This window comes from Sphingomicrobium arenosum, from assembly GCF_026157085.1.
In the GTDB taxonomy this organism is placed as follows: domain Bacteria; phylum Pseudomonadota; class Alphaproteobacteria; order Sphingomonadales; family Sphingomonadaceae; genus Sphingomicrobium; species Sphingomicrobium arenosum.
The window spans coordinates 627,208-651,583 of record NZ_JANPVN010000001.1 but is presented as its reverse complement, the minus strand read 5'-3'; the positions used below and the strand labels follow the sequence as shown (position 1 = coordinate 651,583).

Sequence of the window (24,376 nt, the reverse complement as noted above, 5' to 3'; positions counted from 1 at the left end):
ATCTATGCGTTATGGTGCATCGCGGCAAGATGCAAGGAGGGCGGCGCCTCTCGGCACCGCCCTCCTTGCATCGTTCAATCAGCTGTAGATGTCGTAGCTGTCGGTGATCAACCCGCTGTAGGGATCGACCGCATAGACGTAGCCGTCGGCATACCGATAGTTGCGATCCTGCGCCTCGACGAAGCGATCACGATAGCCGTAGGGCACGTTGTACACGCCGTAGGACGACGGCATGGCCTGTCCCACCTGTAGCGGCGTTCCGGTCACCAGCGACACGAGGGCGGTGATCACCTGCGTCGTTGGGTCGATCCGGTAGATGGCATCGTTGCCATAGCGATAATGGGTATCGGCGGTGTCGTAATAGAGCCCCTGATAGCCATAAGGCACATTGTAGCTCGGATAGGTCGTCGGCCAACGCTGGCCCACGCCATAGTCCGCGCCGTAGAGCGGATAGCTGTCGGTGACATAACGGGTGCGCGGATCGATCTGGTAGATCGCGCCATCGTCATAACGATACCAGGCATCGGGACGATCGTAATACGTGTCGCGATACTGATAGGGCACATTGTAGACGTCATATCCCGTCGGCATCATCGAGCCGACCGAGAAATTGCGGCCAGTGAGAAGCGCGACCGCGCCCATGATGAGCTGCGTCTTCGGATCGACGCGGTAGATCGCCGGGCCCATCGAACGATAATAATAGTCCGAGGTCGGATAATAGGCACCGCCATAGCTCGCCGGGATATAGCGCATGTCGATATAGGACGGCGCACGTCGCCCGATATAGGCCGGGCTATAATAAAGCGGGATGATCGAGCGCACGACATCGCGCTGGCGATCGATCCGATAGAGCTGGTCGAGCGCATCGTCGTAGCGATAATAATAACGCTCGTCGTCGCGATAGCTGGTGCGATAGCGCGTCGGCAGGTCGCGGCGATACCAGTCGGGTTCGACCTGGCTGCCGAGACGTACGAACTGGGTACGCTGGCCGTCGATCACTCGCACCGCACGTGCATCGTCATTGCGTTCGATCCAGTCGCGATAGGCATTGCGACGATCTTGCTGACGTTCGATGCGTTGCAAGCTGCGCTGAAGGTCGCGGCGCGCCTCGCGGCGCTCCTTGCGGACCTCGCGGCGCTGGTCGTCGAGCTGGCGGACGCGCTGACGTTCAGCCTTGCGCAGGTCGCGGCGTTCCTCGCGCATCTCGCGATGTTGATCGGCGACACGCGTCCGCTGGCGTTCGAGCTGGCGCTGCTGTGCGCGTTCAGCCTGGCGCCGGTCCTGACGAATTTCCTGACGACGCTCGGCCGCGCGCTGCTGGCTACGAGCCTGCTCACGGCGTTCCTGACGGACTTGCTGACGACGTTCGTCACGCTGCTCCTGGACACGGGCGGCCTGACGGCGCTCCTGTCGCGCTTCCTGCCGAACTTGCTGGCGGCGATCCTGACGGGCTTCCTGACGGCGCTCCTGCACCTGCTGGCGGCGGTCCTGGCGGGCCTCCTGACGGCGATCCTGGCGAGCCTCTTGGCGGCGGTCCTGCCGTACCTGCTGACGACTGTCCTGACGCGCCTCGCTACGACGCTCGCTGCGCTGCTGCTGGCGGGCATCACGGCGCTCTTCGCGTGCTTTCTTCCGATCCGCGCGATCCTGCGGCCCCTGTTCCGCCGCAGCCTTCTCGACGGCAATGTCGATGGACGCCTGGGCAGCGCTGACAGGAACGATCATGGCCAAGGTGGCGGCCGATGCGATCAACAGGTTCTTGGTCATAAGGAGACCTCCTCGAAAATAACGACTTCTTGATCTCCTTTATACCCGATGGGCCATGACCCGGGCTTGAATGGGACCCAGTTCGGGCGCTTCTCGTCCCGCTCATCCATCGGTTCGGCGCAGCCAATGCGGGGCGATCGCGTCAATCTGCTCGACGGCTCGAAACTGGCCCGCTAGCGCTGTTTTCCATGGCTGTGACGCGCAAATCAATTCCTCGAAGGATTGTCGGCTGGTTGTTCTGGCTCATCTTCGGCCTGTTCATCGCCAGCATCGCGCTGGTCCTCTTCTATCGGTGGGTGCCGCCCTATTGGACGGTGACCATGCTCTCGGACGAAAAGGGCATCACCCGCGATTGGGAGCCCCTCGAGCGGATCGACCGGGACATGGTGCGCGCCGTCATCGCCGCCGAGGACAGCAAGTTCTGCGCCCATGACGGTTTCGACTGGGAAGCCATCGAGAAGGCGCGGCAGCAAAACGCCAAGGGGGGCCGCATCCGGGGGGGCTCGACCATCTCGCAGCAGACCGCGAAGAACGTGTTCCTGTGGCAGGGCGGGGGCTATTTCCGCAAAGGGGTAGAGGCCTATTATACCTTCCTCATCGAGAAGATGTGGGGGAAGCGGCGGATCATGGAGGTCTATCTCAATGTCGCCGAAACCGGCATCGGCACCTACGGTGTGACCGAGGGCGCGCGGCGCTATTTTGGCAAGGACGCCTCGAACCTTTCGCGGCGCGAGGCGGCCGCGATCGCGGCGGTGCTGCCGCTGCCGAAAGAGCGGCCCGGACGCAACCCGACGGGGTTCACCGCGCGTTATGGCTCTACGATCGCCGCACGCATCGGGACGATCGAGCGCGATGGACTCGATGCCTGCGTCTATGAAGGAGGAGCAGCGCCCGTGAACCAGGATACCCCCGAACAGCCGCAACCCGACCCCGCGCCGGTGCCGCAACCCGCAAGCCCCGACCCCGAACCTGCGCCGCTCGACGTCCCACCGGTACCCGACGAACCCGTACCCGACCCCGTCGAGCCAAGCCCTGACGAGGCACCGGGCATCGACCCCGTCGAAGCGCCGCCGCCGAGCGAGACCCCGGAGATCTAATCGCGCTTCTGAAAGAGGGCGCGATCCTCGCGCTCGTCGATGCGGATGCCGTCGGCGCCGTAAAGGAGGCTCATCGGCGGATCGAGGCGTAGCGGATGCGCGCGCCAGCGTCCGGGCTCTCTCGCGAGCGCCTGCAACGGAAAATGGTGGTTCCATAGCGCCAGATGGCCGCCCGGCACGAGGGCCGAATCGAGCAGGGCGAAAAGGCGCCGCACCCGTTCGGGGGGCAGGATGTCGCCACTCTCAAGGGGTTCCTCGGCCTTGAGCCGTGCATGGCGGAAGATCGCGAGCGCGAGAATCGCGTCAAAGCGCTCACCCTCGGGCGGTCGGCTGGCGACGCGGTAATCGCCCTCGGGATCGGACTTTCGCGCTCGGTCGATATTGCCGGCGTTGATGTCCACGCCAATGATCCGCGCATGCGGTAGTCGGCGACGCATCGCGCGCACCTCCTCTCCGGTCGAGCAGCCGAAGGACAGGATGCGGGGCGCGGGATGCTCGGCGAGCATCTGGGCCAGCGCGTCGAAGAGTTCGGGGTAGCGCTCGTCCCAGCTGTCGGGCGAAGGTTGGAGCAGGTCCGGGTGCCCTTCGGTGCGCAACCGATGGAGCTCGCGCGCTCGCGGGTCTAGGCGGTGGCGGAGCGAGCGCAGCAGCGGCTGCAACCCGGGCACCAGCGCGATGATGCGCCGCAGCAGGCTAGCCGGCTGCCGAATAGGCAAGCCGCGGACCTTCGTTGATTTCCGCCGACAGCGTCACCTTGTCCTCGCCGAGCTGGCGCTGAAGCCGGTCGGCGAGGTCTGGATCGAGCCTGTAGTCGCGTCCGAGCAGCAGCACCGCCTTGCGCCCGTCGGCGATATTCACGGTGACATAGACCGTGCCGCGATCCCCGGTCGGCAGCGCATCGGAGAGCAGGGCGGCCTGCGACGCATCGGTTAGCGTGACGTCGAGGCGGAGGCGATTGTTGGTCTCCAACTTGGAGAAGGGCTTGAACGCCTTCACCGTGACGCGCACTTCGTCCTCGCCCTCGCGGCGGTCGAGTTCGGCGGTGATGAGGCCCGGTTCGCCGGTCTTCGCGGCTTCCTCGATAGCCTCGGAGGCCTCGTCGTCAAAGCACATGCTCGTGAACTGGCCCGAGGGGTCGGACAGCGTCATCATGAGATAGCGTCGCCCGCGCTGCGAGGTGCGCCAGCGCGCTTCTTCGACGAGGCCGGCCATGCGCACATTGGCGCGGCTGCCGGGCTCGACCTTCAGTTCCTGCAATTCGCTGTGCCGCTTGACCTTGTGCGCGGCGAGCAGATGGGCATGCGCCTCGACGGGATGGGAGGAGAAATAGAAGCCGAAGGCATCGCGCTCGGCATTCATCCGCTCGGCGAGATTCCACTCGGCTTGCGGGAGGCGAATGGCGGCGACTTCGGGTTCGGCATCCGCGCCGCCGAACAGGCCGCCCTGCCCGCTTGTCCGGTCGCCCGCGGCCTGCTGCGCATGCTTGAGGATGGTCTCGGCGCCCGCATGGACGCTGGCGCGATCATCATTGAGTGCGTCGAACGCCCCAGCGCTGGCGAGCGCTTCCAGCTGGCGGCGGTTGAGGAGGCGCGGGTCGATGCGGTCGGCGAAGTCCTCGAGGCTGTCAAACTTGCCCTTGGCATCGCGCTCCGCGGTGAGCTGTTCCATCGCCTTCTCGCCGACACCCTTCAGCGCGCCCAATGCATAGCGCACCTTGCCGTCCTGCACGTCGAACTCGGCCATCGCCTCGTTGATCGCAGGCGGGGTGACGTCGATGCCTGAGCGGCGGCAATCGTCGACGAACAAGGCGAGCTTGTCCGTGAGATTCATGTCGTAGGTCATCGAGGCGGCGTAGAATTCGGCCGGGTGATGCACCTTCAGCCATGCCGTGTGATAGGCGACGAGCGCGTAGGCGGCGGCGTGGGACTTGTTGAAGCCATAGCCCGCGAACTTGTCGATGATGTCGAACAACTCGTTGGCCTTGGTGGCGGAGATGTCGTTCTTGGCCGCACCCTCGACGAAGCGCTGGCGCTGCTTGTCCATCTCGGCCTGGATCTTCTTACCCATCGCGCGGCGGAGCAAATCGGCGTCGCCGAGGCTGTAGCCGGCGAGCACCTGCGCGGCCTGCATGACCTGTTCCTGATAGACGAAGATGCCGTAGGTCTCGGCGAGCACGTCCTTTAGGAGCGGGTGCGGATATTCGATGTCCTTGCGCCCGTTCTTGCGGTCGCCGAACAGCGGGATATTGTCCATCGGGCCGGGGCGATAGAGCGAGACCAGCGCGATAATGTCGCCGAAATTGGTCGGGCGGACGGCGGCGAGCGTACGACGCATGCCCTCCGATTCCAGCTGGAAGACGCCGACTGTGTCGCCGCGCTGGAGGAGCTTGTAGACTTCCTCATCGTCCCACGGGAGCGTGGAATAATCGACCGTGACGCCCTTCTTCGCGCACAGCCGCGCGCCTTCCTTCAAGACCGACAGGGTCTTCAATCCGAGAAAGTCGAATTTGACGAGACCGGCCTGCTCGACATGCTTCATGTCGAACTGGGTCACCGGCATGTCAGAGCGCGGGTCGCGGTAGAGCGGGACCAGGCGATCCAAGGGCCGGTCGCCGATGACGACGCCCGCGGCGTGGGTCGACGAGTGGCGCGGCAGGCCCTCGAGCTTGGTTGCGAGGTCGAAAAGGCGTTTGACGTCGCTGTCGGACTTCACCTCGGCGGCAAGTTCGCTGACGCCGTTCAGGGCGCGCTTCAGGTCCCACGGATCGGCGGGCAGGTTGGGGACGAGCTTTGCGAGCCGATCTACCTGCCCATAGCTCATCTGAAGGACGCGGCCCGTGTCCTTGAGCACCGCGCGCGCTTTCAGGCGCCCGAAGGTGATGATCTGCGCGACCTTGTCGCGGCCATATTTGCCTTGGACGTAGCTGATGACCTTGTCGCGGTGCGTTTCGCAGAAATCGATGTCGAAGTCGGGCATCGACACGCGTTCGGGATTGAGGAAGCGTTCGAACAGCAGCTTCAATTCGAGCGGGTCGAGGTCGGTGATGAGAAGCGCCCAAGCCACAGCCGAGCCCGCGCCCGAACCGCGTCCCGGCCCCACCGGAATGTCATGATCCTTGGCCCATTGGATGAAGTCGGCAACGATCAGGAAGTAGCCGGGGAAACCCATCCGATTGATGATGTCGAGCTCATAGTCGAGGCGCTCGACATAGGGCTGGCGCCACCCATCCGGCTGGGGCCCGCGCACCTTTTCGATGGCATTGAGCCGCGCGGTGAGGCCGTCATGCGCGGCTTTCTTGAGCGCTTCGTCCTCGTCATCACTCATTTTCGGCAGGATCGGACGACGGCTGGGGGCGGCGACGGCGCAGCGCCGCGCGATCACGCCCGAATTGGACAGCGCCTCGGGCAGGTCGGCGAACAGTTCCTCCATCGTCGCGGCGGGCTTGAGCCACGCCTCGGGCGAGGAAGTCGGGCGGTCGGGATTGTCGACCTGGCTGGAATTGGCGATGCACAGCATGGCGTCATGCGCCGCATGGAAATCAGGCGTGTCATATTGCGCGGGATTGGTTGCCACGAGCGGGAGGTCGGCCGCATAGGCAAGGTCGAGAAGCCTTTCCTCGGCCGCCTGTTCGGTCGCATCGCCGCGGCGCGACAACTCGATGTAGAACCGGCCGGGGAAGAGCCCTGCCAGCTTCTGCGCGAGCGCCTTGGCCTTGTCGTCCTGCCCCTCGGCGAACAGGCGGGCCACGCCCCCTTCCCCACCGCCCGACAGCGCGATCAGCCCCGCGGTCCGCTCGGCGAGTTGATCGAATGTGACATGCGCGTCCTGCTCGACCGGGCGATCGAGATGCGCGGCCGAGACCAAGCGGCACAGATTGTCGTATCCCGCATCATCCTGCGCGAAAAGCGGGAGCCAGTCGATGGTGCCGGAAGGGCCCATTCCATCGGGGCGTAGAACTGCAAGCAGCGTGCCGATGACGGGCTGAACGCCCTCGTCCATGGCGGCCTTGGAAAAACCCATGGCGGCGTAAAGGCCGTTGCGATCGCACAGCCCCGCCGCCGGAAAGCCCAGCGCCTTGGTCTTGGCAGCCAGATCCTTGGGCTCGATCGCCCCCTCGAGCATGGTGAAGCTCGAAAAGTTGCGCAGCGGGACGTAAGTCATTGGCAGACTATGACGAATGGGCGCGCGCAGGCCAAGCGCGTGCGCGCGACTTATCCACAGCTAATTTTTGCGCCGATAGGTGAGGTCGTAGCCGGGCGTGAAGGTCGCGCCATGATCCTCGCTCACCTCGCCCAATTGGCGCACCGACCCGTCGTCGAGCTTGAAATAGGTCATCCGAACGAAGCGATGCTGGCCCGGCCCGTTATAGTTGGACCACCAGCCCGTCATGACCATATCGCCATTCGCATTCGGGCCGCCGATGAAGTCGACCGTCTCGCCATTGGAGCCGACCCAGCGCTGGTGCCAGCGCCCATCGTTGCGCAGTGAATTGAGGCTTCCGCCACCGGTGCGCCCCGTTGGCATCCAGTTTTCGCGCACGGCGCAACCGTTGTAGAGTTTCTCGATCCGGCTTTCGGCGACCTTCTGCTCGGGCCGACTGGTCGGATAGACATTCCATTCGCCGACCCAATAATCGAGCGCGGCATGGGCCTCGCTGGCGCAAGGCGGCGGCGGCGACGGTGGCGGCGTGGCGGGAGCCGCCTCCTGTGCCATCAGGATCAGCGCCAACATCGTCACCATCGCTCGTCTCCTCGGTCTAGAAGGTCAGGCCCGGCCCCAGCTTGCCGTCGTGCAGGCGGACCACGCGGTCCATCCGCGCCGCCAGCGCCTCGTTATGTGTCGCCACCAGCGCGGCCGACCCTTCGGCACGGGTGAGTTCGAGGAAGGCAGCGAAGACACGTTCGCTCGTCGCCTCGTCGAGATTGCCGGTGGGCTCGTCGGCGAGGATGAGCGGGGGGCGATTGGCCAGCGCGCGGGCGACCGCCACGCGCTGCTGTTCGCCGCCGGACAGCTTGGAAGGGCGATGATCCATGCGCTCGCCGAGGCCGAGCCGTTCGAGCAATTCGCTCGCGCGCGCTTCCGCCTCGCCGCGGGGCGCGCCGTGGATGAGCTGGGGCAGGATCACATTCTCGCTGGCGTCGAAATCGGGCAGCAGGTGGTGGAACTGATAGACGAAGCCGAGCATGTCGCGGCGCATCTCGGTACGCTCGTGCTGCGACAGGTTCGCGGCCTCGACGCCGCCGATCTTGATCGAGCCCTCGAATCCGCCTTCTAGCAGACCGACCGCTTGGAGGAGCGTCGATTTGCCCGAGCCCGAGGGCCCGAGCAGCCCGACGATTTCGCCCGGCTGGATGGTGAGGTCGACGCCGCGCAGCACGTCGATTGTGACATGCCCTTGCGTGAAGCTGCGCTTGAGCCCCGCGGTCTGAAGGACGGGCTCACTCATAACGCAGCACCTCGACGGGATCGGTCGCGGCGGCTTTTCGCGCCGGGAACAGGGTAGCCAGGAAGACGAGCAGGATCGTCACGAGGATGATCGCGGCGACCTCGAAAGGATCGGTCTTCGACGGCAGTTCGGACAGAAAGCGCACGCTCGGATCCCACAGTTCGGCGCCCGAGACGAGCTGGATGAAATTCACCACCGACTGGCGGAAGAACAGGAAGATCGCAGCGAGGATCGCCCCCAACATGATGCCAACGGCGCCGATGATGAGGCCGACCGACATGAAGATGCGGGTCATGCCCGCCCGGCTCGCCCCCATCGTACGCAGGATGGCGATGTCGCGGCGCTTGGCGCGCACCAGCATGATCAGCGATGAAGCGATGTTGAAGGCAGCGACGAGGATGATGATGCACAGCACGACGAACATGACGACGCGCTCGACCTCCAGCGCCTCGAACAGCGCCGAATTCATCTGGCGCCAGTCGACCACGACGCCCTTGCCGGTAAGGCTCGGCATCAGCGGCGCGATGATCTGGTCGACCTTGTCGGGCTGGTCGACCTCGATCTCGACCATCGCGACAGCATCGCCGAGCATGAGCATGGTCTGCGCATCCTCGATCGGCATAACCACGAAGGCCTTGTCATAATCGTAGACGCCGACCTCGAAGATGGCGGCGACGCGATAGGTGACGATGCGCGGCACGGTGCCGACGGGGGTCGAGCGCCCCTCGGGGCTGATGAGCGAGATTTCCGCGCCCGGATAGGCGCCGAGCGCATTGGCGAGCCGCCCGCCGATGGCGACATTGTTCGAGCCGGGCACGAGTTCGGCGATGCTGCCGGCGGTGACATTCTCGGTGATGAGCTCGTTCGAGCGAATGTCCTCGACCCGAACGCCGCGCAGGAGAATGCCCTCGACGCGACCGTTGGACGAGGCCATCAGCGGTTGCTCGATCAGCGGGGTGGCGCCGGTCACGCCGGGAAGCGTCATGGCCTCCTGCGCGATGCCCTCCCAATCGTCGAGACGTCCGTCATAGCCCTGCACGATGGCATGACCGTTAAGGCCGACGATGCGATCGAAGAGGTCGGCGCGAAAGCCGTTCATAACGCTCATCACGCTGATCAGCGCGAAGACGCCGAGCGCGACGGCCACGACCGAGAAGCCCGCGACGAGGAAGATGAACCCCTCGCCCTTGTGCGGCAGCAGATAACGGCGAGCGATCATGCGCTCATGGGCGGAAAGGATCATGAAGCGAACTTGGCGATGGCGTCCTGAACCGTCAATTCATGACGCTCCCCGGTCTTGCGGCTCTTCACCTCGACGACGCCGTCCTTGAGGCCGCGCGGGCCGATGACGATCTGCCAGGGCAGGCCCATCAGATCCATCCCACCGAGCTTCACGCCGCCGCGTTCGTCGCGGTCGTCGTAGAGCGTCTCGACACCGGCGTCGGTGAGCGCCTTGTAGATGTCGTCCGCCGCAGCGACGGTCGCCTCGTCATCGGCGCGCATCGTGACGACGCCGACGGTGAAGGGTGCGACGGCTTCGGGCCAGACGATGCCATTGTCGTCATGGCTCGCCTCGATGATCGCGCCGACGAGACGGCTGACGCCGATGCCGTAGCTGCCCATCATCGGCACGATCTCGCCGTTGGGACCCGAGACCTTGAGGCCCATCGCCTGCGAATATTTCTCGCCGAAATAGAAAATGTGCCCGACTTCGATGCCGCGCCCGGTGCGCTGGCGATCCGCCGGCACCTCGGCCCAATATTGCTCCTCGTGGGTCTCGTCGGTGCGCGCGTAGACGCCGGTGGCTTCCTTGAAGAGCGTCTCCAGCGCCTCGGCATCGTCATAGGACAGGCCCTCGCGCTCGAGATCCACCTCCTCGATCTTGCCGTCGTAGAACACCTCGCTCTCGCCCGAAGGCGCGAGGACGACGAATTCGTGGGACAGCTTGCCGCCGATGGGACCGCTGTCGGCCTGCATCGGCACCGCCTTGATGCCCATGCGCTTGAAGGTGCGCAGATAGGCCAGCAGCTGGCGATAATAACTCACCTTGGCGCCCGCCTCGTCGAGGTCGAAGCTATAGGCGTCCTTCATGAGGAATTCGCGCCCGCGCATCACGCCGAAACGGGGACGGACCTCGTCGCGGAACTTCCACTGGATGTGATAGAGCATCCGCGGCAGCTCGCGGTAGGATTTCACATCGTCGCGAAACAGCGCGGTGATCATGTCCTCGTTGGTCGGGCCGTAGAGCATCTCGCGACCGTGGCGATCCTCGATGCGCAGCATCTCGGGACCATAGGCATCATAGCGGCCGCTTTCCTTCCACAGGTCGGCGGGCTGGATGGTCGGCATGAGCATTTCCTGGCCGACCTTGTCCTGTTCCTCGCGCACGATCTGCTCGATCTTGCGGAGCACGCGGATGCCGAGTGGGAGCCAGGCGTAGATACCGGCGCTGGTCTGGCGGATGAGGCCCGCCTGCAACATCAGCTTGTGGCTGGCGACTTCGGCCCCCGAGGGGCTTTCCTTGAGGACGGGGAGAAAGGAGCGGGACAGGCGCACGGATGGTGACTTTCGCTGTAAGGTGTTCGCCCTCGCTCTAGGGGGCTTGTGCACGCATTTCAATCGCGCTCCCATGCGTGGCGCAGTTACAACAACATCGGGCAAAGTGGTGCAAAAGCGACATGAAGGGGTGACAGAATCGCCTTTGACGATCTAGCCAATGGGCCGTCCGCACGAACTCGCTCTTCGTATCGGCAATCGGGGGCTGACGAGCAATCGTCACGCAAGGACGCCCGGGCACTCCACTGCCCGGGCGTTTCTCGTTCCTAGTCGACGCGCTCGCCGCTGAGCTCGGCCCCGCCCTGTCGCAGGCTGACCGACCGCGCCAAGGCGACGCCCATCTCGAAATCGAAGGTCACGCCCAGCATTTCGTTGACGAGTTGCATCGGGCTGGTCGCGGTCACCGGGATCGCCGGCTGGTCACCGAGGCGAGCGCTGAGGCTGCCGTCTTCCTCGATGGCGAAGACGAGGTTGCCGACGTCGAGGACATAGGTCCCGGCCAGCCGCGTGGCCTGCGCCTCGTCGAGCCTGATTGCCTCGGCGCGCTCGACATCGCCGATCCGCGTGCCGCCGACGCCCTCCATCTCGCCATCGCCGTGAAAGCGAATGGTCTCGCCATCCGGCCCGAGATCGAAATAGCTCAGGCTGCCTGGATAGACGAAGCGCCCGCTGCCGTCGCCGACGACCTCCATCGCGCGGCTGCCCTCGCGGCGCATGTAGAGCGTGTCGCCGTCACGATAGAAATTGCGGATCACGCCATCGGCAAACTCATAGCGCCCTTCCCAGCCCGGCTGGATCGCGGCGTCGGTATCGACCGCGACGATCTCGGGATAAGGCGTGCCGAGCGCCTGCGCGCCCAGCTTGCGCGCAATTACCATCGACCCCGTCGGCAAGCCGTCGCTGTTCGCCATCGCAGCCACGAACATCTGCTCGCTCGGAAGATAATAAGCGAAGGTCGAGAAGCCGAAAATGCCGCCACCATGGCCGATCATCTCATGGCCGCGCACCTCCTCGATCTGGAGGCCATAGCCATAAGGTTCGGTCTCGCCCGAATGCAGCCGGGTCGGCGAGGTCATGCGGGCGAGCGAGCGCGGCGAGACGATCTTCCCGCCGTGCAATGCCATGGTCCAGGCACGCAGCCCTTCGAGCGTACCGGCAAGTCCCCCCGCGGCATGCGGCAGGCTCATGTGAATCGGCTGCGCGAGCGTGTCGGTACCACCCGTATAGCCCTTCGCGAGGATCGGCAGGGTCGACTCGTCTTCGAGATAATAGATACCCTCGATGCCGTTGGGCGCGAGCAGCGTCTCGTCGATCGCCACGTGCCATGGCTTGCCCGTCACGTCCTCGATGATGGCCCCGAGCAGGATATAACCGCTATTGTTATATTCCCACTGGGTGCCCGGCTGGAAGTCGAGCGGATAGTCGTCGAACATGTCGATCAGTTCGGCGGTGGTCACCGGCCCGATGTCGCCGGTCTTCATCATGATCTCGGGGATGCTCGTATAGGATTTTATCCCCGAGCTATGGTTGAGGAGATGGTGCAGGCTCACCCCGCGCCAAGCCTCGGGCATGTTCGGCAGGAGGTCGACCAGCTGGTCGTCGTAGGACAGGCGTCCTCCCTCGACGAGGTGGACGATCATCGCCGCCGCGAACTGCTTGGAGATGGAGGCGTAGCGAAAGGCAGTGCCCGGCTCGAGCGGGCGACCAGCCTCGATATCGGCCATGCCCCGTGCTCCGGAATAGAGCGTCTCGCCATCGCTCACCACCAGCGCGGCCATGCCGGGACCGCCCGCGTCATAGTTGTCGGCGAGAAGCTGGTCGCCATCCACCGGAGAGCTTGCCGCTATCGCCAGCGCCGCAGCGCCCGTCATCAAGTCGATCATTTCTCTTTCATCCCTGTTTGCGATCTTACACTGTATTGCTGGACTAATACGGCAAGACGGTAGAAGCAAGTGAAACTTCCGCACGACCTGCATCGTTGCGACGCTGAAAGGACATGGTTTGCACGAATTATTGCCCGCTATCGCCGAAATCATCGAACTGGCCGGGGTGGCGATCATCTGCCTCGGCATCCTCATCGCCATCTTCCTGTATGCACGCCGCTGTATTGCGGAAAGCGCGAACCGCGAGGCCTACGAAAGCTTCCGCGCCAATCTCGGCCGCGGCATCCTCCTCGGGCTCGAATTGCTGGTCGCTGCCGACATCATCTTCACTGTGACCTCCCCGCTGACATGGGAGTCGGTCGGGCTCCTAGGACTAATCGTCCTCATTCGCACTTTCCTGTCCTTCAGTCTCGAGACCGAGATCGAGGGTGTCTTGCCGTGGCGGCGCCGGATGATGAACGAACAGGATTCCCAAGTCCGCTGAAAACACGCGATTCTTGACGCTGCACACCCGACTGCAAAGCTGTTACAGTCTGCCCCGCGAGCGTGTGAACAAGGGGACAAGAGATGAGTGACCACGACAAGAAGAAGATGAACCGCTTCGTCATCAAGGTGGGCGATACCTATTACCTGACCAAGGGCAAGTTGTGGGTCTACGACCCTGCCGAAGCCAAGGACAAGGAAGAGGAAGAGGGCGTCGAACTGATGGCGTCCAAGTTCAAGGAAGAAGAAGAAAAGCCGCACACCTGGTACAAGGCGGTGAACTTCACCGATGTCGAATTCGATGGCGTCAACACGGGCGAACGCCCCGGCGGCTGAGCCCGTCGACCTTTCAATCGCACCAAGGGACGAGCAGCGCCCCGCGTCGGCGGCGCTGCTCGCTCGTGCTTGGGCGGCAGGCGAGGCAGCGGGCATCACCCGGCTCGCCGATGTCACCCGCCTCGATCGCATCGGCTTGCCCGTCTGGCAGGCGGTGCGCCCGATGTCGCGCGCCCTGTCGGTGCATCAGGGCAAAGGTGCCAGTCACGACGACGCCCGCCTCGGTGCGATGCTCGAGGCCATCGAGAGCCAGGCCGCCGAACAATTTGATGCCCCGGGCCCCGAATGCTGCTGGCGCGATCTGCCTCAAAAGGAACGGCTCGCGGATCTTGGCGACGTCGCGTGTGATCGCGCCTCGCCTCCCGATCCCGCGCTGCCCATCAGGTGGATCGACGCTGAGCGTCTCGATGGGCGCCGCCTCTACCTCCCTCTCGTCAGCGTCTCGCTCGATTTTACCCGTGACCTCGGCACGCGCTTCGAACGCGCCAGCGCGGGGCTTGCCACCGGTGTCAGCGAAGAAGACGCCCGCCGCGCCGCGCTGCTCGAGCTGGTCGAACGCGACGCCCTCGCCCGCTTCCGTCTCTTGGACGACGAAGAGCGGCTCGGATGCGAGATCATGCCGTCGGGTATCGACTTCGACTGGTTTACGGCGCTTCAAGACCGACTAAGCGAACGCGCGATCCGACTCCGCCTTTTCCATTTTCCAGCGCCCAGCGGGGTGCCCGTCATCGCCGCCAGCCTGTCCGACGGCGCCAAGCGCGCCGCGCCCTATGCGGCGACCGTCGGCCATGCCGCGCATCCCGACCCTGCCATCGCGCTGTTCCAGGCGCTCGCCGAGGCATTGCAAAGCCGCCTCACCTTCATCGCAGGGGCGCGCGACGATTGCTGGCCATGGCTCTACACCGATCCCTCGCGCGGCATCCTGTCCGCCTTCGCCCCGCCGCGCCCGCCCGGCATGGGACGCACGTCGTTCGACGCCATTGCGCCTTGCGCGGCGCGTTTCAGCACCATTGCTGGCGCCGTCGAAGCGGCGCATCGCGAAGTGCCTGCATTCCTCCCCATCGCTCGGCCCGAAGGCTTCCACGTCGTCCGCGCCTTCGTCCCCGGCATGGGCTCCATGGTGAAAGACCCGCGATGATCGTCTTCGCCGGCCCATCGGCACCGCGCGCACTGCGCGCCGCCTTCCCTCATCTCGACTGGCGCGCTCCGGCCGTGAGTGGCGACCTGCTCTCGCTGATCGAAAAAGCGCCCGCCAAGGTCCTGTTGCTCGACGGCCTGTTTGAAGAGCGCGCCGCAGTGATGCATAAGGAAGCGCTTGCACTGATGGCAGCGGGCACGCGACTTTATGGCGCATCGAGCATGGGGGCGTTGCGCGCCGCCGAACTGGCTCCTTTCGGCATGGTCCCGCTCGGCCATATTGCGCAGGCCTATCGAAGCGGCTTGCTCATCGGCGATGACGAAGTGGCGCTGGTCCATGGCGATGCGCGGATCGGCTGGCAGCCGGTCAGCGTGCCCATGGTCGAGGTGCGCGCCACGCTATGCCGACTCGTGCGCGACGAGATCCTCTCTCCGGCCGCAGCACGAGACCTGCGGGCCCGCTGGCACGATATCCATTATGTTGATCGCGAATGGCCGGTGATGCGCGCGGCGGCGGACGACCTGCCCCCCGCACTGCTCGACCGGATCGAAGCGGCGCATGTGCCGCTCAAGGCGCTGGACGCCGAACGCAGCATCGCGCTGGCACTGGCCGATGCACGACCTGCGTGCTCATTGCCCCCATCACCGCCGCCCGAAACGCATTTCCTGCGCACCCTCCGCGACGGTCTCAATCGCTGTCGGTGAGCGCCTCGGTGACGAGATCGACGTAGGTCTTGCCGGCATCGTCGCGGAACGGGTGGTGGAATCGGAACCAGGCAATGATCTCGTCGTCGGTCGGCGGGATCGGGCGATGCCAACCCTCGTGGACTCGGGCTTTCCAGCGCGCGACCGCCTTGCGGCTGCGTGCCTTGTCCTTTTCGCGAAGCGTAATGGCCGTGCACAACTGCGACCAGATCGAGGCGACGGTGACCTGCGCAAAATGACCGCGCGCCTTATCGAGATCACCTTCCAGCATGGCAAGGCGGCCGAGGTCTTCCTGGCTGTTATCGTCGGCAAAGGGCTGCATCTCGGTCGACTGTTCGAACAATGCGCGTGCACGGTCGAAATCGCCCAGGTAGGTCATGCCAGTGGCGACCTCGTTCAATCGGTCGGGATTGAACGGATTGCGCTTCAAGGCATGCTCGAAACAGGTCTGCGCCTGATCGAACTCGGCGTGATAGAGATGGCAGAAGCCCAGCAGCACATAGGCATGAGCGTGGCTGCGATCGGCCGCCAGACCCGCCTTGGCGAGTTCGAGCGCGCGCTTGCGCTCCACTGGTCCGGTGGATCCGAGCGCAGTATAGCCGTAGTCGATATTGTAGAGCCGGCAGAGCGGCGGATAGGCGAGCGCGAAATCGGGCTTTTCGGCGATGATCGCCTCGAGCTGGCGCGCCGCATCCTCGGCCGAGGCGCGGTCCTGTGCCTCGAAACTGTTGCGCTTGGCGACGAGGTAACGGTCGAACAGCGTGCCGGTGCTGTCGCCAATGCCGATGGAAATGTCCTGGTCGAGCGCGGGCAGGACGGCGCCGACGATCTGGCGCACGATCGCCTCGACCCCGGCGCCCACGCCCTCGTCTTCGATCAGCATCATCTCGGCCCAGACGATGCCGCCATCCTCGGCGCGGTGCAGCCGGACATTGGCCTTGGCCCCCTGCGGCGCGGGCAGGAAGCTTACATCGAGCCGATAGTCGCGCGCGCGCAAATCATCTTTCGAAAGCGGCGAATCGACCACCTGGATTTCGCGAAAGCGCGACAGGCCGAGCAGCACTTCCTCGCGCATGGAGGTACCGAGATAGGGGTGCTTTTCGGCCACCGCCGCATCGCGAAATTCGCCGACCACGATACGCGGGGGGCGCCCTGCAGCGAGCCCCTTTACATTGGTGTCGAGGGTGGTGGTGCTGGACGGCACGCTGGTGACCGCGAGGCTCGGCGCGGTGTCGCCAGCAGCGGGGTCGGCAACCGCGCCGGGCGGCGGCGGTGCGTCGGAAACTTCTTCGCGATGCACGGGCGCCACGAGACGGTACCCGCGCCCATAGACACTCTCGATATAGCGTGGATGGCGCGGATCATCGCCCAGCGCGCGACGGAGCTCGCGGATCGTCGTCGTCAACGCCGACTCGCTGACCGCCATCCCGTCCCAGACGGTTTCGAACAGCGCATCCTTGGTGAGGAGGCGCCCCTCGCGTTCGGCCAGCGCGAGCAGAACCTGATACGCCTTGTTGCCGAGTTTGAGCGGGCCCGTCGGGCCGGAGACACGCTCGTCTCCCCTGTCGATGCGATACTCTCCGATCGCAATGGTTGCCCGCCGCCCCGTCACCATTGTCGTCCCTAACACCCGAGCAAAGACCGTTTCCTAGAGCATTCTGCCAATTCTGAAAAGATTCTGAGTCAGATTCTTTTGGCTTGACGCTCAAGATGTCGGGTCCCCGACACCGTAGAAGGAGGATGTCGAGACCGAGCAGGGTTCGAGACACCAAAAGGGAGACGCGAAATGTTCAATCAAGCTTTCATCGGCCTTCTGGCCATCGTCCTTACCGCCAGCACCTTCGGCGGCACCATCAGCATCATGGGCGCCGACGCCCCCGCAGCGCAGGATGTCCTCGTTGCCTGAAGCAGGGATGAGCGGACGAACCGCACCCCTAGAAGGTTCGTCCGCCTCCAACGAGCGTAGAGTGTAGGAGCGGAAAAAAGATGTTCGACACCGACCAGATGAACGAGGCCGTCGACGGCAAGCTGAGCCAGATGCTCGCCCATGCTGCGATGCGCGACATCACCAAGGATGTCGCCAAGGATCTCATCTTTGCCGAATGCTTCGTCGAGACCGAGCGGCTGCAGATGCGCCCCGTCACGATCGAGGACCTTCCCGCTTATTCGGCGATGCTCGCCGATCCCGACGCCTTTACCTATTCGGACCGTGGCCCGATGGGCTCGGACGAAGCGTTCACGCGGCTGTGCCGTCAGGTCGGTCATTGGACGCTGCTCGATTACGGTCTCTTCGCCGTGTTCGAAAAGCATAGCGGCCATTTCGTCGGCGAGGTCGGTTTCGGCAACTTCAACCGCGAGATCGGTGCCGGCTTCGACGGCTGCCCCGAAGCCTGCTGGACCATCCGCAAGCCTTTCCAGGGCCGCGGCTATGCGCAGGAAGCCGCGCAAGCCGCACTCGAATTCACCGAGGACCGTCTCATCGCCACGCGCACCGTCGCGATGGTGCATCATGAGAATTTGTCCTCGATCCACATCGCCCGCAAGCTGGGGTTCCGCGCTTATGACGAGCGCATCTACCGCGGTTTTCGGGCCATCCTCTTCGCGCGCGAATATTAGGGGGAAACCCGCTCGCATCTTCCTATATCGCGCGTGAAGCACGGGGGTGGGGCAGTTCTGGGTGAGGGCTGCCCCATTTCCATTGGTATCTGCCGCAACAGGCGCGGCAAGACGGATCACCTATCAAGACGGCCCGTTGGAGGAAGAGAACCCACTTCCAACAGCAGGACCTTTTCATGAATATTCTGATCGCCGGCGCGACCGGCAACACCGGCGCCCGCCTCACCCGGCAACTCGACGAGGCCGGGCATCATCCCATCGCCATGATCCGCGACGGATCGGATACGTCGGTCCTGCCGCAAGGCGTCGAAACACGCACCGCCGACCTTACCGATCTCGCCGACAATGTGTGCGAGGGGGCCGACGTCGTGATCTTCGCAGCCGGTTCGGGCGGCGACACGAGCGAGGAAATGACCGACAAGGTCGACCGGGACGGCGCCAAGGCCCTGATCGACCGCGCCAAGGCGCAGGGCGTGCAGCGGTTCGTGATGTTGAGTTCGATCGGCGCGGGCGACCCCGACCCCGACAGCGACCTTGCTCATTATCTCAAGGCCAAGCATGCCGCCGACGAACATCTCAAGGCCTCTGGCCTCGATTATGTCATATTGCGCCCGGTGGCGTTGACCGAGGAGGACGGCAACCGCAACCTGACGCTTGGCGACGACGTCGACCCCGAAGGCAAGGCCCATCGCGGCGACGTAGCCGCCGTACTGGCGCGCGCCGTCGACAATGACATGCTCCGCAACAAGGTGGTCGAGCTCCAGAGCAACTGATGGCGACATGAAACGGGCCCCGGCATCGCTGTCGGGGCCCGTTTTGATTGTATTCTACGGATCCTAGGCCGGGCGCGTTTGCCCTTCGCCATGGACGCGATAGTGGAAGCTGCACAATTGCTCGAGGCCGACGGGACCGCGGGCGTGCATCTTGCCGGTCGCGATGCCGATCTCGGCGCCCATGCCGAACTCGCCGCCATCCGAAAATTGGGTCGAGGCATTGTGCATTACCACCGCGCTGTCGACGCGGGTCATGAACTGGTGTGCGGCTGCCATGTTTTCGGTCAGGATCGCATCGGTGTGACCCGAATGATGTTCGCTCACGAAGTCGATGGCTTCATCGAGACCGCCGACGACCTTCACCGACAGGATATTGTCGAGATATTCGGTATCCCAGTCGGCCTCGGTCGCTGCCGTGATCCCCGGCAGGATGCGCATGGCATCCTCGTCGCCGCGCAATTCGCAGTCGCCGAGTTTCCCTTGGAGCATCGGCAGGAACTCAGCGGCAACCGAGCGGTCCACCACGAGGCTCTCGGTCGCACCACAGACACCCAAACGGCGCTGCTTGGCATTCTGGACAACGTCGGCTGCCTTTTCGAGGTCGGCGTCGGCATGGACATAGCTGTGACAATTGCCGTCGAGGTGGAGAAGCGTGGGTACCTTGGCCTGGTCGCGCACTCGTTCGACGAGCGACTTGCCCCCGCGCGGAATGATGAGGTCGATCTTGCCGACCGCCTCGAGCATCGCGCCGACCGCGGCACGGTCGGTGGTCCCGATGACCTGCACGGCTTCCTTGGGCAGCCCGGCGCCGCTTAGCCCCTCTGCGATCGCGGCATTGATCTCGCGTGCGCTATTCTGGCTGTCCGAGCCACCGCGCAGAATCACCGCATTACCGCTCTTGAGGCACAACGCACTGGCATCGGCGCCCACATTGGGACGCGATTCGTAGATCATGCCGATCACGCCGATCGGCACGGCAACGCGCTCGATCCTGAGCCCGTTCGGGCGGTCGAAGGTCGCCAGGTTGCGGCCCACCGGATCGTCCAGCTGCGCCACGGTGCGCATGCCATCGGCCATCGCCTCGATGCGATCCTTGTCGAGTGCAAGACGATCGATGAAGGCGGCATTCTTTCCGGCGGCGCGCGCATTTTCGACATCGCGCGCATTGGCACGAAGGATCGCATCGTTGCGTTCGATCAGCGCGTCGGCGCCCTTGCGGATGGCGTCATTCTTTTCTTGCGTGGTCGCGGTCGCGAGCCTTGCGGCTGCGCGCCGGGCGCGGCGGGCGAGTTCGTCCACATAGGTTACGGGATTGGTCGGCTCAATATCGGCCATAGTGTCGGTTCTCCGATCTATATTCTCTTTGGTCATGGTCGTGCGGGCGCGCTTGGTCAGCGCAACTCGACCGCACGGTCGAAGGCGGCATCGACGGTCGCCTCGAGGATTTTTCCGACCCCACCCTCGCGGCGCAGGACCGTCAGCCCGGCATCGGTCGTCCCGCCGGGACTGGTCACGTCGTTGCGTAACTGTTCGAGCGAGCGCTCGTCCTGCCTTGCCATCGCGCCTGCACCGGCAACGGTCTCGACCGCGATCTTGCGCGCCTCGGCTTGGGTGAAACCGCGCTCCTCGGCGATTTCCTGAAGCGTCCGCATGATTTCGAAGACATAGCCCGGCCCCGATCCGGCAAGCGCAGTAAACATGTCGATCCGCCCCTCGTCTTCCAGCCAGGCGAGCTCGCCAGTGGCCGAGACCAAGCGCGTCACAAGGATCTTCTGCGTCGCGGTGATGCCGTCCTGCGCGAAAACGGCGCTCATTCCTTCGCCGCAAGCGGCGGGAAGGTTGGGCATCACCCGAGCGACAGGCAGCCCGCCCAAGAGGCCCGAAATCCGGCTCGCCGACACGCCGGCAGCGATTGACAGCGCGAAGGCGCCGGGCCGCAGCAGCGTTGCATAGGGCGGCAGGACATCTTCCATCATCTGCGGCTTCACCGCGACGATGAGCGCGTCGTAACGTTCGCCTTTCAGGTCCGTGATCGAACGGACATGGCGAACTCGCTTGGGCGTGTCGATATCGGCAGGGTCTACCACCGTGATCGCGGGAAGCTCGCCCCCCGTCCAGCGCGACAGCATCGCGCCCCCCATGTTCCCACATCCGGCCATCAAAATTTTCATCTTTATCTTTTCTCCCCCGCAAACAAATATTTGCGCGCAGTTTTTATCGTTCGAAATCTATATAGACAATAAAGGTGAAATGCGCTGATTTCAACCACAGGAACGACGGATATATGTAAATACAAGTCGATCTGAGAACAGGCGTAAAATTTTCACGTCTCCACTTAAGCTTTACTACGGTTTCGCTCTTTTACTTACGTAGTACTTGGAACCTCTATCTCTCGCGTTTGATTATTTTGGAAAAATCCTTTAGTTTCATAGCGAAATCGAATTGGAGGAATTTTGTGAGCAAGAACAAGCGGATCGTGATCAAGGTCGGCAGCGGCCTCGTGGTCAGCGCACAGGAACGCGCACCGCGCTTCGCCTTCCTGCACGGACTGATGGCAGACATCGCAGCGTTGCGTGCGAAGGGGTATGAGGTCGTCCTGACCTCGTCAGGGGCGGCGGCGATCGGGCTGGACATGATCGGGGTGCGCCCCGAGGATGCGGGGCTACAGGACAAGCAGGCGGCCGCCGCCTGCGGGCAGCCGCTTATCATCAACGCCTACAAGCAGGTCGCGCTCGAATTCGGGATTGGTATCGCCCAGGTATTGCTGACGTCCGAGGAAATGGAAAACCGGCGCCGCTATCTCAACACCAAGAACACCATCGAGCGGTTGCTGAAGAACGGCATCCTGCCCATCGTCAACGAGAATGACACGGTCACGACCAAGGAAATCCGGGTCGGCGACAATGACCGGCTCGCCGCCAAGGTCGCGCAAATGATCCATGCCGAGGAATTCGTCATGCTGACCGATATCGACGGTCTCTACGACCGCCCTCCCCACGAAGAAGGCGCGCAATTCGTCAGCGAGGTGACCGATGTCGCCGACTTCCTCGACGCCACGCGCGGCAAGGGGCTGCTCGGCTCGGGCGGGATGCTGACCAAGATGCAGGCCGCCAACATGGCGCAGAATGCAGGCGCCAGCGCTCGCATCGCCAGAGGCATCATCGAGCGCCCGATTTCCTCGGTGCTGGAGGGGAAACGCCGTCACACCCATTGCCTTGCCCATGGCGACCCCCAGTCGGCGTGGCGTGTGTGGCTTACCGACCGCCTGCAGATGGCGGGCAGTGTCACCGTGACAGCCAAGGCGGCCAAGGGGCTCCGCGCCGGGACGCAGGGCATTGGCACCACCGACCTCCTCGCCACCAGCGGCGAATATCAGAAGGGCGACGTGCTTCACGTCTATGACGAGCAAGGGGTGGAAATCGGTCGCGGCCTCACCAACTTCTCCTCGAACGAGACCGCCTTGCTGGTGCGTTGCGAAGGCGAGGAAGTGGGCGATGTCCTCGGTTACAACAGCAATTCGGACATCATCGCCGATCGCGATTTCGTCCTCCTCGGCGAGCATAATCTTTCGTGGGACCAGCCCGAGGAAAGTCTGCTGTCAGCGCCTGCCTGAGGCACGTTCCACCCCGCCCGGCCCCGTTTGATTGAAAGGTGGGCGCGACGGTTCACCTTGCCTTCGCGGCGACGCTTGGTCACGATGCATGGAATGTCCGCTGAACAGGGGGTCGGGGTCGGTGAAGCTTACGAAGACCACGCGCAGGGTAATCCTGCTTGTGATTGCCGTCGCAATATGGGCCGTTGCGGCCTATCTCTACGTCGAGCGCAACAAGCAGAAGGACGAGGCAAGTCGCGACATCCTTTCGATGTTGCACGCCCTCGAGCGCAGCGACATCGAGGCGCCCCTCGACGAGGGCAGAGGCGGAGGCTTCGCCGCCTGGGATGACGACATCATCCTGATGAACAGCGACGGCAGCTTCCACTGGCTCGCAGCGGGCGGAGAGGCCTTCGAACCCTTGGCCCTGCCGCCGGTGCTCGACTTCATGGCGGCCCGCGACGTCATGACCACCGACCAGTTCGACCATTTCGTCGGGACCGAAGATCTCGTCATGCGAGAAATCGCGCCATCGCGGTGGGAAGTATATGTCTCGCATTTCAACCCGCATGTCGATCTTGGTTGCTTCACGCTGGCGCTCTCGCGGCTCGAATTCACGGGTAGCGACGGGCAGGTCGACGTCACCGCTCCCTGGCAGCAATTGTACGAAACAAATCCCTGTCTGACACCGCGCGGCAACCCGGGGCAACTCGGCGGATCGATGGCGTTTCTCGACGACGATCGCCTGCTTCTTGGTGTCGGCGAAGCCCATTACGACATCGTCAGTCTTGGGACCGATGGGCGAGAGGTCCCCGAGAACCTCGTCGCGATCGATCTGGAAACCGGCGAGCGCAATTACGATGGCTCGTTCATCGATCCGCAGAGCGATGCGGTCGACTATGGCAAGACCATCGTGCTCGACCTCAAGAGCGGGGCGGCGCGCCACTATAGCAAGGGCCATCGCAATCCGAGCGGCATGGCCATCGGGCCATCGGGCGAGCCGGTCATGATCGAACATGGACCGCGTGGCGGCGACGAGATCAACGTCATCCGCGATAACGAGGATTATGGCTGGCCGCGCGAAACGTTCGGCACCAACTATGCGGCCTTCAAATGGCCTCCCGCCGAGGAGACGGGCCGCCATGACCGCTACGCACAGCCCCAGTTCGCCTTTCCACCCGGAACCGCGCCTTCAGGCCTTTTGCGGCTCGAAGGACGGGGTTTCCCAGCGTGGCGTGGCGATTTCCTCTTCGGCAGCCTTTACGGTCGCATCTTCCGACTGCGGCTCAAGTCCGATCTCAGTGTCGTCATGGCCGAGGCATTCTTTGTCGGCACGCGCGTTCGCGACGTGATCGAGGCGTCCAATGGCGACTTGTTGATCAAGCCCGACGGCGAGGCCCGCGTCATTCGGCTGACGCGCGACCTCGCCGCCGAGAATGAGACGATGCCGGAGGTGCTGGCGGCTTGCGCGCAATGCCACGAATGGCGCCATGTCTCCCCCAGTGGTGCCCCGCCCCTCATCACGACCTATTGGCGCAATGTCGCGGAAATCGATGGCGCGTCTTATTCGGACGCTCTTCGGCAGAAAGGTGGGAAGTGGAACGAGAAACGCTTGCGCCAATTCCTGCGCGATCCGCAGTCTTTCGCCCCTGGTTCGACCATGCCCGATCCAGGTCTCAGCGACGAGGAGATCGATGCGGTGATCGAGGCGCTCAAATAGCGTCTCGCCCCGACGTGTAAATGGCGTCATGGGGACGTAGCGAGGAATGTCGTGAAAAAATGGTAGCGGAGGAGGGACTTGAACCCCCGACACGCGGATTATGATTCCGCTGCTCTAACCAGCTGAGCTACTCCGCCCCATCGAGGCTGCCGACCGCTGAAGGTCGGTGCGAAGGGGCCTATAGTAAGGCCTCGAAGGTTCGTCAATCGCTTTGGAACCGGGTTCTTCACGCCTCGTTGGAGAGGCAATTCGAACATTCGAAAGT

20 protein-coding genes, 1 tRNA gene and 1 pseudogene are annotated in these 24,376 nt (G+C 63.9%); 10 read left to right on the top strand and 12 right to left on the bottom strand.

From position 1 onward, the window contains the following. Window positions 1-78: 78 nt before the first annotated feature. A complete protein-coding gene (locus NUW51_RS03010; protein ID WP_265562617.1) occupies window positions 79-1,083 on the bottom strand; it encodes a hypothetical protein in 1,005 nt (334 codons plus the stop codon). Between NUW51_RS03010 and NUW51_RS03005 the strand changes: the two genes are divergently transcribed. Together NUW51_RS03005 and mtgA are read left to right on the top strand one after the other, a co-directional pair. After that, a complete protein-coding gene (locus NUW51_RS03005; protein ID WP_265562615.1) occupies window positions 1,060-1,800 on the top strand; it encodes a hypothetical protein in 741 nt (246 codons plus the stop codon). The genes NUW51_RS03010 and NUW51_RS03005 overlap by 24 nt on opposite strands. Before the next feature lie 155 nt (window positions 1,801-1,955). After that, window positions 1,956-2,642: pseudogene (gene mtgA / locus NUW51_RS03000) on the top strand (monofunctional biosynthetic peptidoglycan transglycosylase); the annotation flags it as partial. A gap of 218 nt (window positions 2,643-2,860) precedes the next feature. Here mtgA and NUW51_RS02995 read toward each other — a convergent pair. The 7 genes from NUW51_RS02995 to NUW51_RS02965 form a co-directional block, all read right to left on the bottom strand. Next, complete coding sequence (locus NUW51_RS02995; RefSeq protein WP_265562613.1) at window positions 2,861-3,580, bottom strand: class I SAM-dependent methyltransferase; 720 nt, start codon at window positions 3,578-3,580, stop codon at window positions 2,861-2,863. Continuing rightward, window positions 3,558-7,025, bottom strand: a complete 3,468-nt coding sequence (gene dnaE, locus NUW51_RS02990; RefSeq protein WP_265562611.1) for a DNA polymerase III subunit alpha — start codon at window positions 7,023-7,025, stop codon at window positions 3,558-3,560. Before dnaE ends, NUW51_RS02995 begins: the two co-directional genes overlap by 23 nt. 60 nt (window positions 7,026-7,085) lie before the next feature. After that, window positions 7,086-7,604: a hypothetical protein gene (locus NUW51_RS02985; RefSeq protein WP_265562609.1), complete on the bottom strand. Its 519-nt coding sequence runs from the start codon at window positions 7,602-7,604 to the stop codon at window positions 7,086-7,088. 16 nt (window positions 7,605-7,620) lie between these two features. Then, entirely contained in the window at window positions 7,621-8,310 is a 690-nt protein-coding gene (locus NUW51_RS02980; RefSeq protein ID WP_265562607.1) for an ABC transporter ATP-binding protein, read from the bottom strand. After that, window positions 8,303-9,553 (bottom strand): lipoprotein-releasing ABC transporter permease subunit, encoded by a 1,251-nt coding sequence (locus NUW51_RS02975; RefSeq protein ID WP_265562606.1) that lies wholly within the window; start codon window positions 9,551-9,553, stop codon window positions 8,303-8,305. The genes NUW51_RS02980 and NUW51_RS02975 overlap by 8 nt, the downstream gene beginning before the upstream one ends. After that, a complete protein-coding gene (gene proS, locus NUW51_RS02970) occupies window positions 9,550-10,866 on the bottom strand; it encodes a proline--tRNA ligase (RefSeq protein WP_265562604.1) in 1,317 nt (438 codons plus the stop codon). The genes NUW51_RS02975 and proS overlap by 4 nt, the downstream gene beginning before the upstream one ends. Window positions 10,867-11,132: 266 nt before the next feature. After that, entirely contained in the window at window positions 11,133-12,749 is a 1,617-nt protein-coding gene (locus NUW51_RS02965) for a serine hydrolase domain-containing protein (RefSeq protein ID WP_265562603.1), read from the bottom strand. Window positions 12,750-12,867: 118 nt separating this feature from the next. Here NUW51_RS02965 and NUW51_RS02960 point away from each other — a divergent pair, with 118 nt between their 5' ends. From NUW51_RS02960 to NUW51_RS02945, 4 genes are all read left to right on the top strand, one after another. Beyond that, complete coding sequence (locus NUW51_RS02960; RefSeq protein WP_265562601.1) at window positions 12,868-13,233, top strand: DUF1622 domain-containing protein; 366 nt, start codon at window positions 12,868-12,870, stop codon at window positions 13,231-13,233. Between the two features lie 83 nt (window positions 13,234-13,316). Next, window positions 13,317-13,568 carry a hypothetical protein gene (locus tag NUW51_RS02955; RefSeq protein WP_265562599.1) on the top strand — a complete coding sequence of 84 codons (252 nt, stop codon included), beginning with the start codon at window positions 13,317-13,319 and terminating at the stop codon, window positions 13,566-13,568. Continuing rightward, window positions 13,522-14,706, top strand: coding sequence for a YcaO-like family protein (locus NUW51_RS02950; RefSeq protein ID WP_265562598.1), 1,185 nt, complete (start codon window positions 13,522-13,524; stop codon window positions 14,704-14,706). The genes NUW51_RS02955 and NUW51_RS02950 overlap by 47 nt, the downstream gene beginning before the upstream one ends. Next, window positions 14,703-15,410, top strand: coding sequence for a TfuA domain-containing protein (locus NUW51_RS02945; protein WP_265562597.1), 708 nt, complete (start codon window positions 14,703-14,705; stop codon window positions 15,408-15,410). Before NUW51_RS02950 ends, NUW51_RS02945 begins: the two co-directional genes overlap by 4 nt. Here NUW51_RS02945 and NUW51_RS02940 read toward each other — a convergent pair. Next, entirely contained in the window at window positions 15,394-17,025 is a 1,632-nt protein-coding gene (locus NUW51_RS02940; RefSeq protein ID WP_265562595.1) for a winged helix-turn-helix domain-containing protein, read from the bottom strand. The genes NUW51_RS02945 and NUW51_RS02940 overlap by 17 nt on opposite strands. A 371-nt stretch (window positions 17,026-17,396) precedes the next feature. Between NUW51_RS02940 and NUW51_RS02935 the strand changes: the two genes are divergently transcribed. Together NUW51_RS02935 and NUW51_RS02930 are read left to right on the top strand one after the other, a co-directional pair. Next, entirely contained in the window at window positions 17,397-18,026 is a 630-nt protein-coding gene (locus NUW51_RS02935) for a GNAT family N-acetyltransferase (RefSeq protein WP_265562593.1), read from the top strand. Window positions 18,027-18,202: 176 nt separating this feature from the next. Further along, window positions 18,203-18,799 (top strand): SDR family oxidoreductase, encoded by a 597-nt coding sequence (locus NUW51_RS02930; protein ID WP_265562591.1) that lies wholly within the window; start codon window positions 18,203-18,205, stop codon window positions 18,797-18,799. Window positions 18,800-18,862: 63 nt separating this feature from the next. Here NUW51_RS02930 and NUW51_RS02925 read toward each other — a convergent pair whose 3' ends face one another. After that, window positions 18,863-20,134 carry a glutamate-5-semialdehyde dehydrogenase gene (locus NUW51_RS02925; RefSeq protein ID WP_265562589.1) on the bottom strand — a complete coding sequence of 424 codons (1,272 nt, stop codon included), beginning with the start codon at window positions 20,132-20,134 and terminating at the stop codon, window positions 18,863-18,865. 56 nt (window positions 20,135-20,190) lie between these two features. Then, the gene (locus NUW51_RS02920; protein ID WP_265562587.1) at window positions 20,191-20,970 is read right to left on the bottom strand and encodes a pyrroline-5-carboxylate reductase family protein; all 780 of its coding nucleotides are present in this window, start codon (window positions 20,968-20,970) and stop codon (window positions 20,191-20,193) included. 284 nt (window positions 20,971-21,254) lie between these two features. On the opposite strand from NUW51_RS02920, the gene proB reads away from it, so the two are divergent. Both proB and NUW51_RS02910 read left to right on the top strand, forming a co-directional pair. After that, window positions 21,255-22,412, top strand: a complete 1,158-nt coding sequence (proB, locus tag NUW51_RS02915; protein ID WP_265562586.1) for a glutamate 5-kinase — start codon at window positions 21,255-21,257, stop codon at window positions 22,410-22,412. Window positions 22,413-22,533: 121 nt separating this feature from the next. Then, window positions 22,534-24,111 (top strand): PQQ-dependent sugar dehydrogenase, encoded by a 1,578-nt coding sequence (locus tag NUW51_RS02910; RefSeq protein WP_265562584.1) that lies wholly within the window; start codon window positions 22,534-22,536, stop codon window positions 24,109-24,111. A 60-nt stretch (window positions 24,112-24,171) separates the two neighbouring features. On the opposite strand, the gene NUW51_RS02905 is transcribed toward NUW51_RS02910, so the two are convergent. After that, a tRNA-Met gene (locus NUW51_RS02905) sits at window positions 24,172-24,248 on the bottom strand. Between the last annotated feature and the right edge of the window lie 128 nt (window positions 24,249-24,376).

What these genes read in the sequence shown, in the direction of transcription:
- dnaE (WP_265562611.1), bottom strand. Translation starts at nt 7,025, where the DNA reads ATGACTTACGTCCCGCTGCGCAACTTTTCGAGCTTCACCATGCTCGAG.
- NUW51_RS02985 (WP_265562609.1), bottom strand. Translation starts at nt 7,604, where the DNA reads ATGGTGACGATGTTGGCGCTGATCCTGATGGCACAGGAGGCGGCTCCC.
- NUW51_RS02980 (WP_265562607.1), bottom strand. Translation starts at nt 8,310, where the DNA reads ATGAGTGAGCCCGTCCTTCAGACCGCGGGGCTCAAGCGCAGCTTCACG.
- NUW51_RS02975 (WP_265562606.1), bottom strand. Translation starts at nt 9,553, where the DNA reads ATGATCCTTTCCGCCCATGAGCGCATGATCGCTCGCCGTTATCTGCTG.
- NUW51_RS02965 (WP_265562603.1), bottom strand. Translation starts at nt 12,749, where the DNA reads ATGATCGACTTGATGACGGGCGCTGCGGCGCTGGCGATAGCGGCAAGC.
- NUW51_RS02955 (WP_265562599.1), top strand. Translation starts at nt 13,317, where the DNA reads ATGAGTGACCACGACAAGAAGAAGATGAACCGCTTCGTCATCAAGGTG.
- NUW51_RS02950 (WP_265562598.1), top strand. Translation starts at nt 13,522, where the DNA reads ATGTCGAATTCGATGGCGTCAACACGGGCGAACGCCCCGGCGGCTGAG.
- NUW51_RS02945 (WP_265562597.1), top strand. Translation starts at nt 14,703, where the DNA reads ATGATCGTCTTCGCCGGCCCATCGGCACCGCGCGCACTGCGCGCCGCC.
- NUW51_RS02940 (WP_265562595.1), bottom strand. Translation starts at nt 17,025, where the DNA reads ATGGTGACGGGGCGGCGGGCAACCATTGCGATCGGAGAGTATCGCATC.
- NUW51_RS02935 (WP_265562593.1), top strand. Translation starts at nt 17,397, where the DNA reads ATGTTCGACACCGACCAGATGAACGAGGCCGTCGACGGCAAGCTGAGC.
- NUW51_RS02930 (WP_265562591.1), top strand. Translation starts at nt 18,203, where the DNA reads ATGAATATTCTGATCGCCGGCGCGACCGGCAACACCGGCGCCCGCCTC.
- NUW51_RS02925 (WP_265562589.1), bottom strand. Translation starts at nt 20,134, where the DNA reads ATGGCCGATATTGAGCCGACCAATCCCGTAACCTATGTGGACGAACTC.
- NUW51_RS02920 (WP_265562587.1), bottom strand. Translation starts at nt 20,970, where the DNA reads ATGAAAATTTTGATGGCCGGATGTGGGAACATGGGGGGCGCGATGCTG.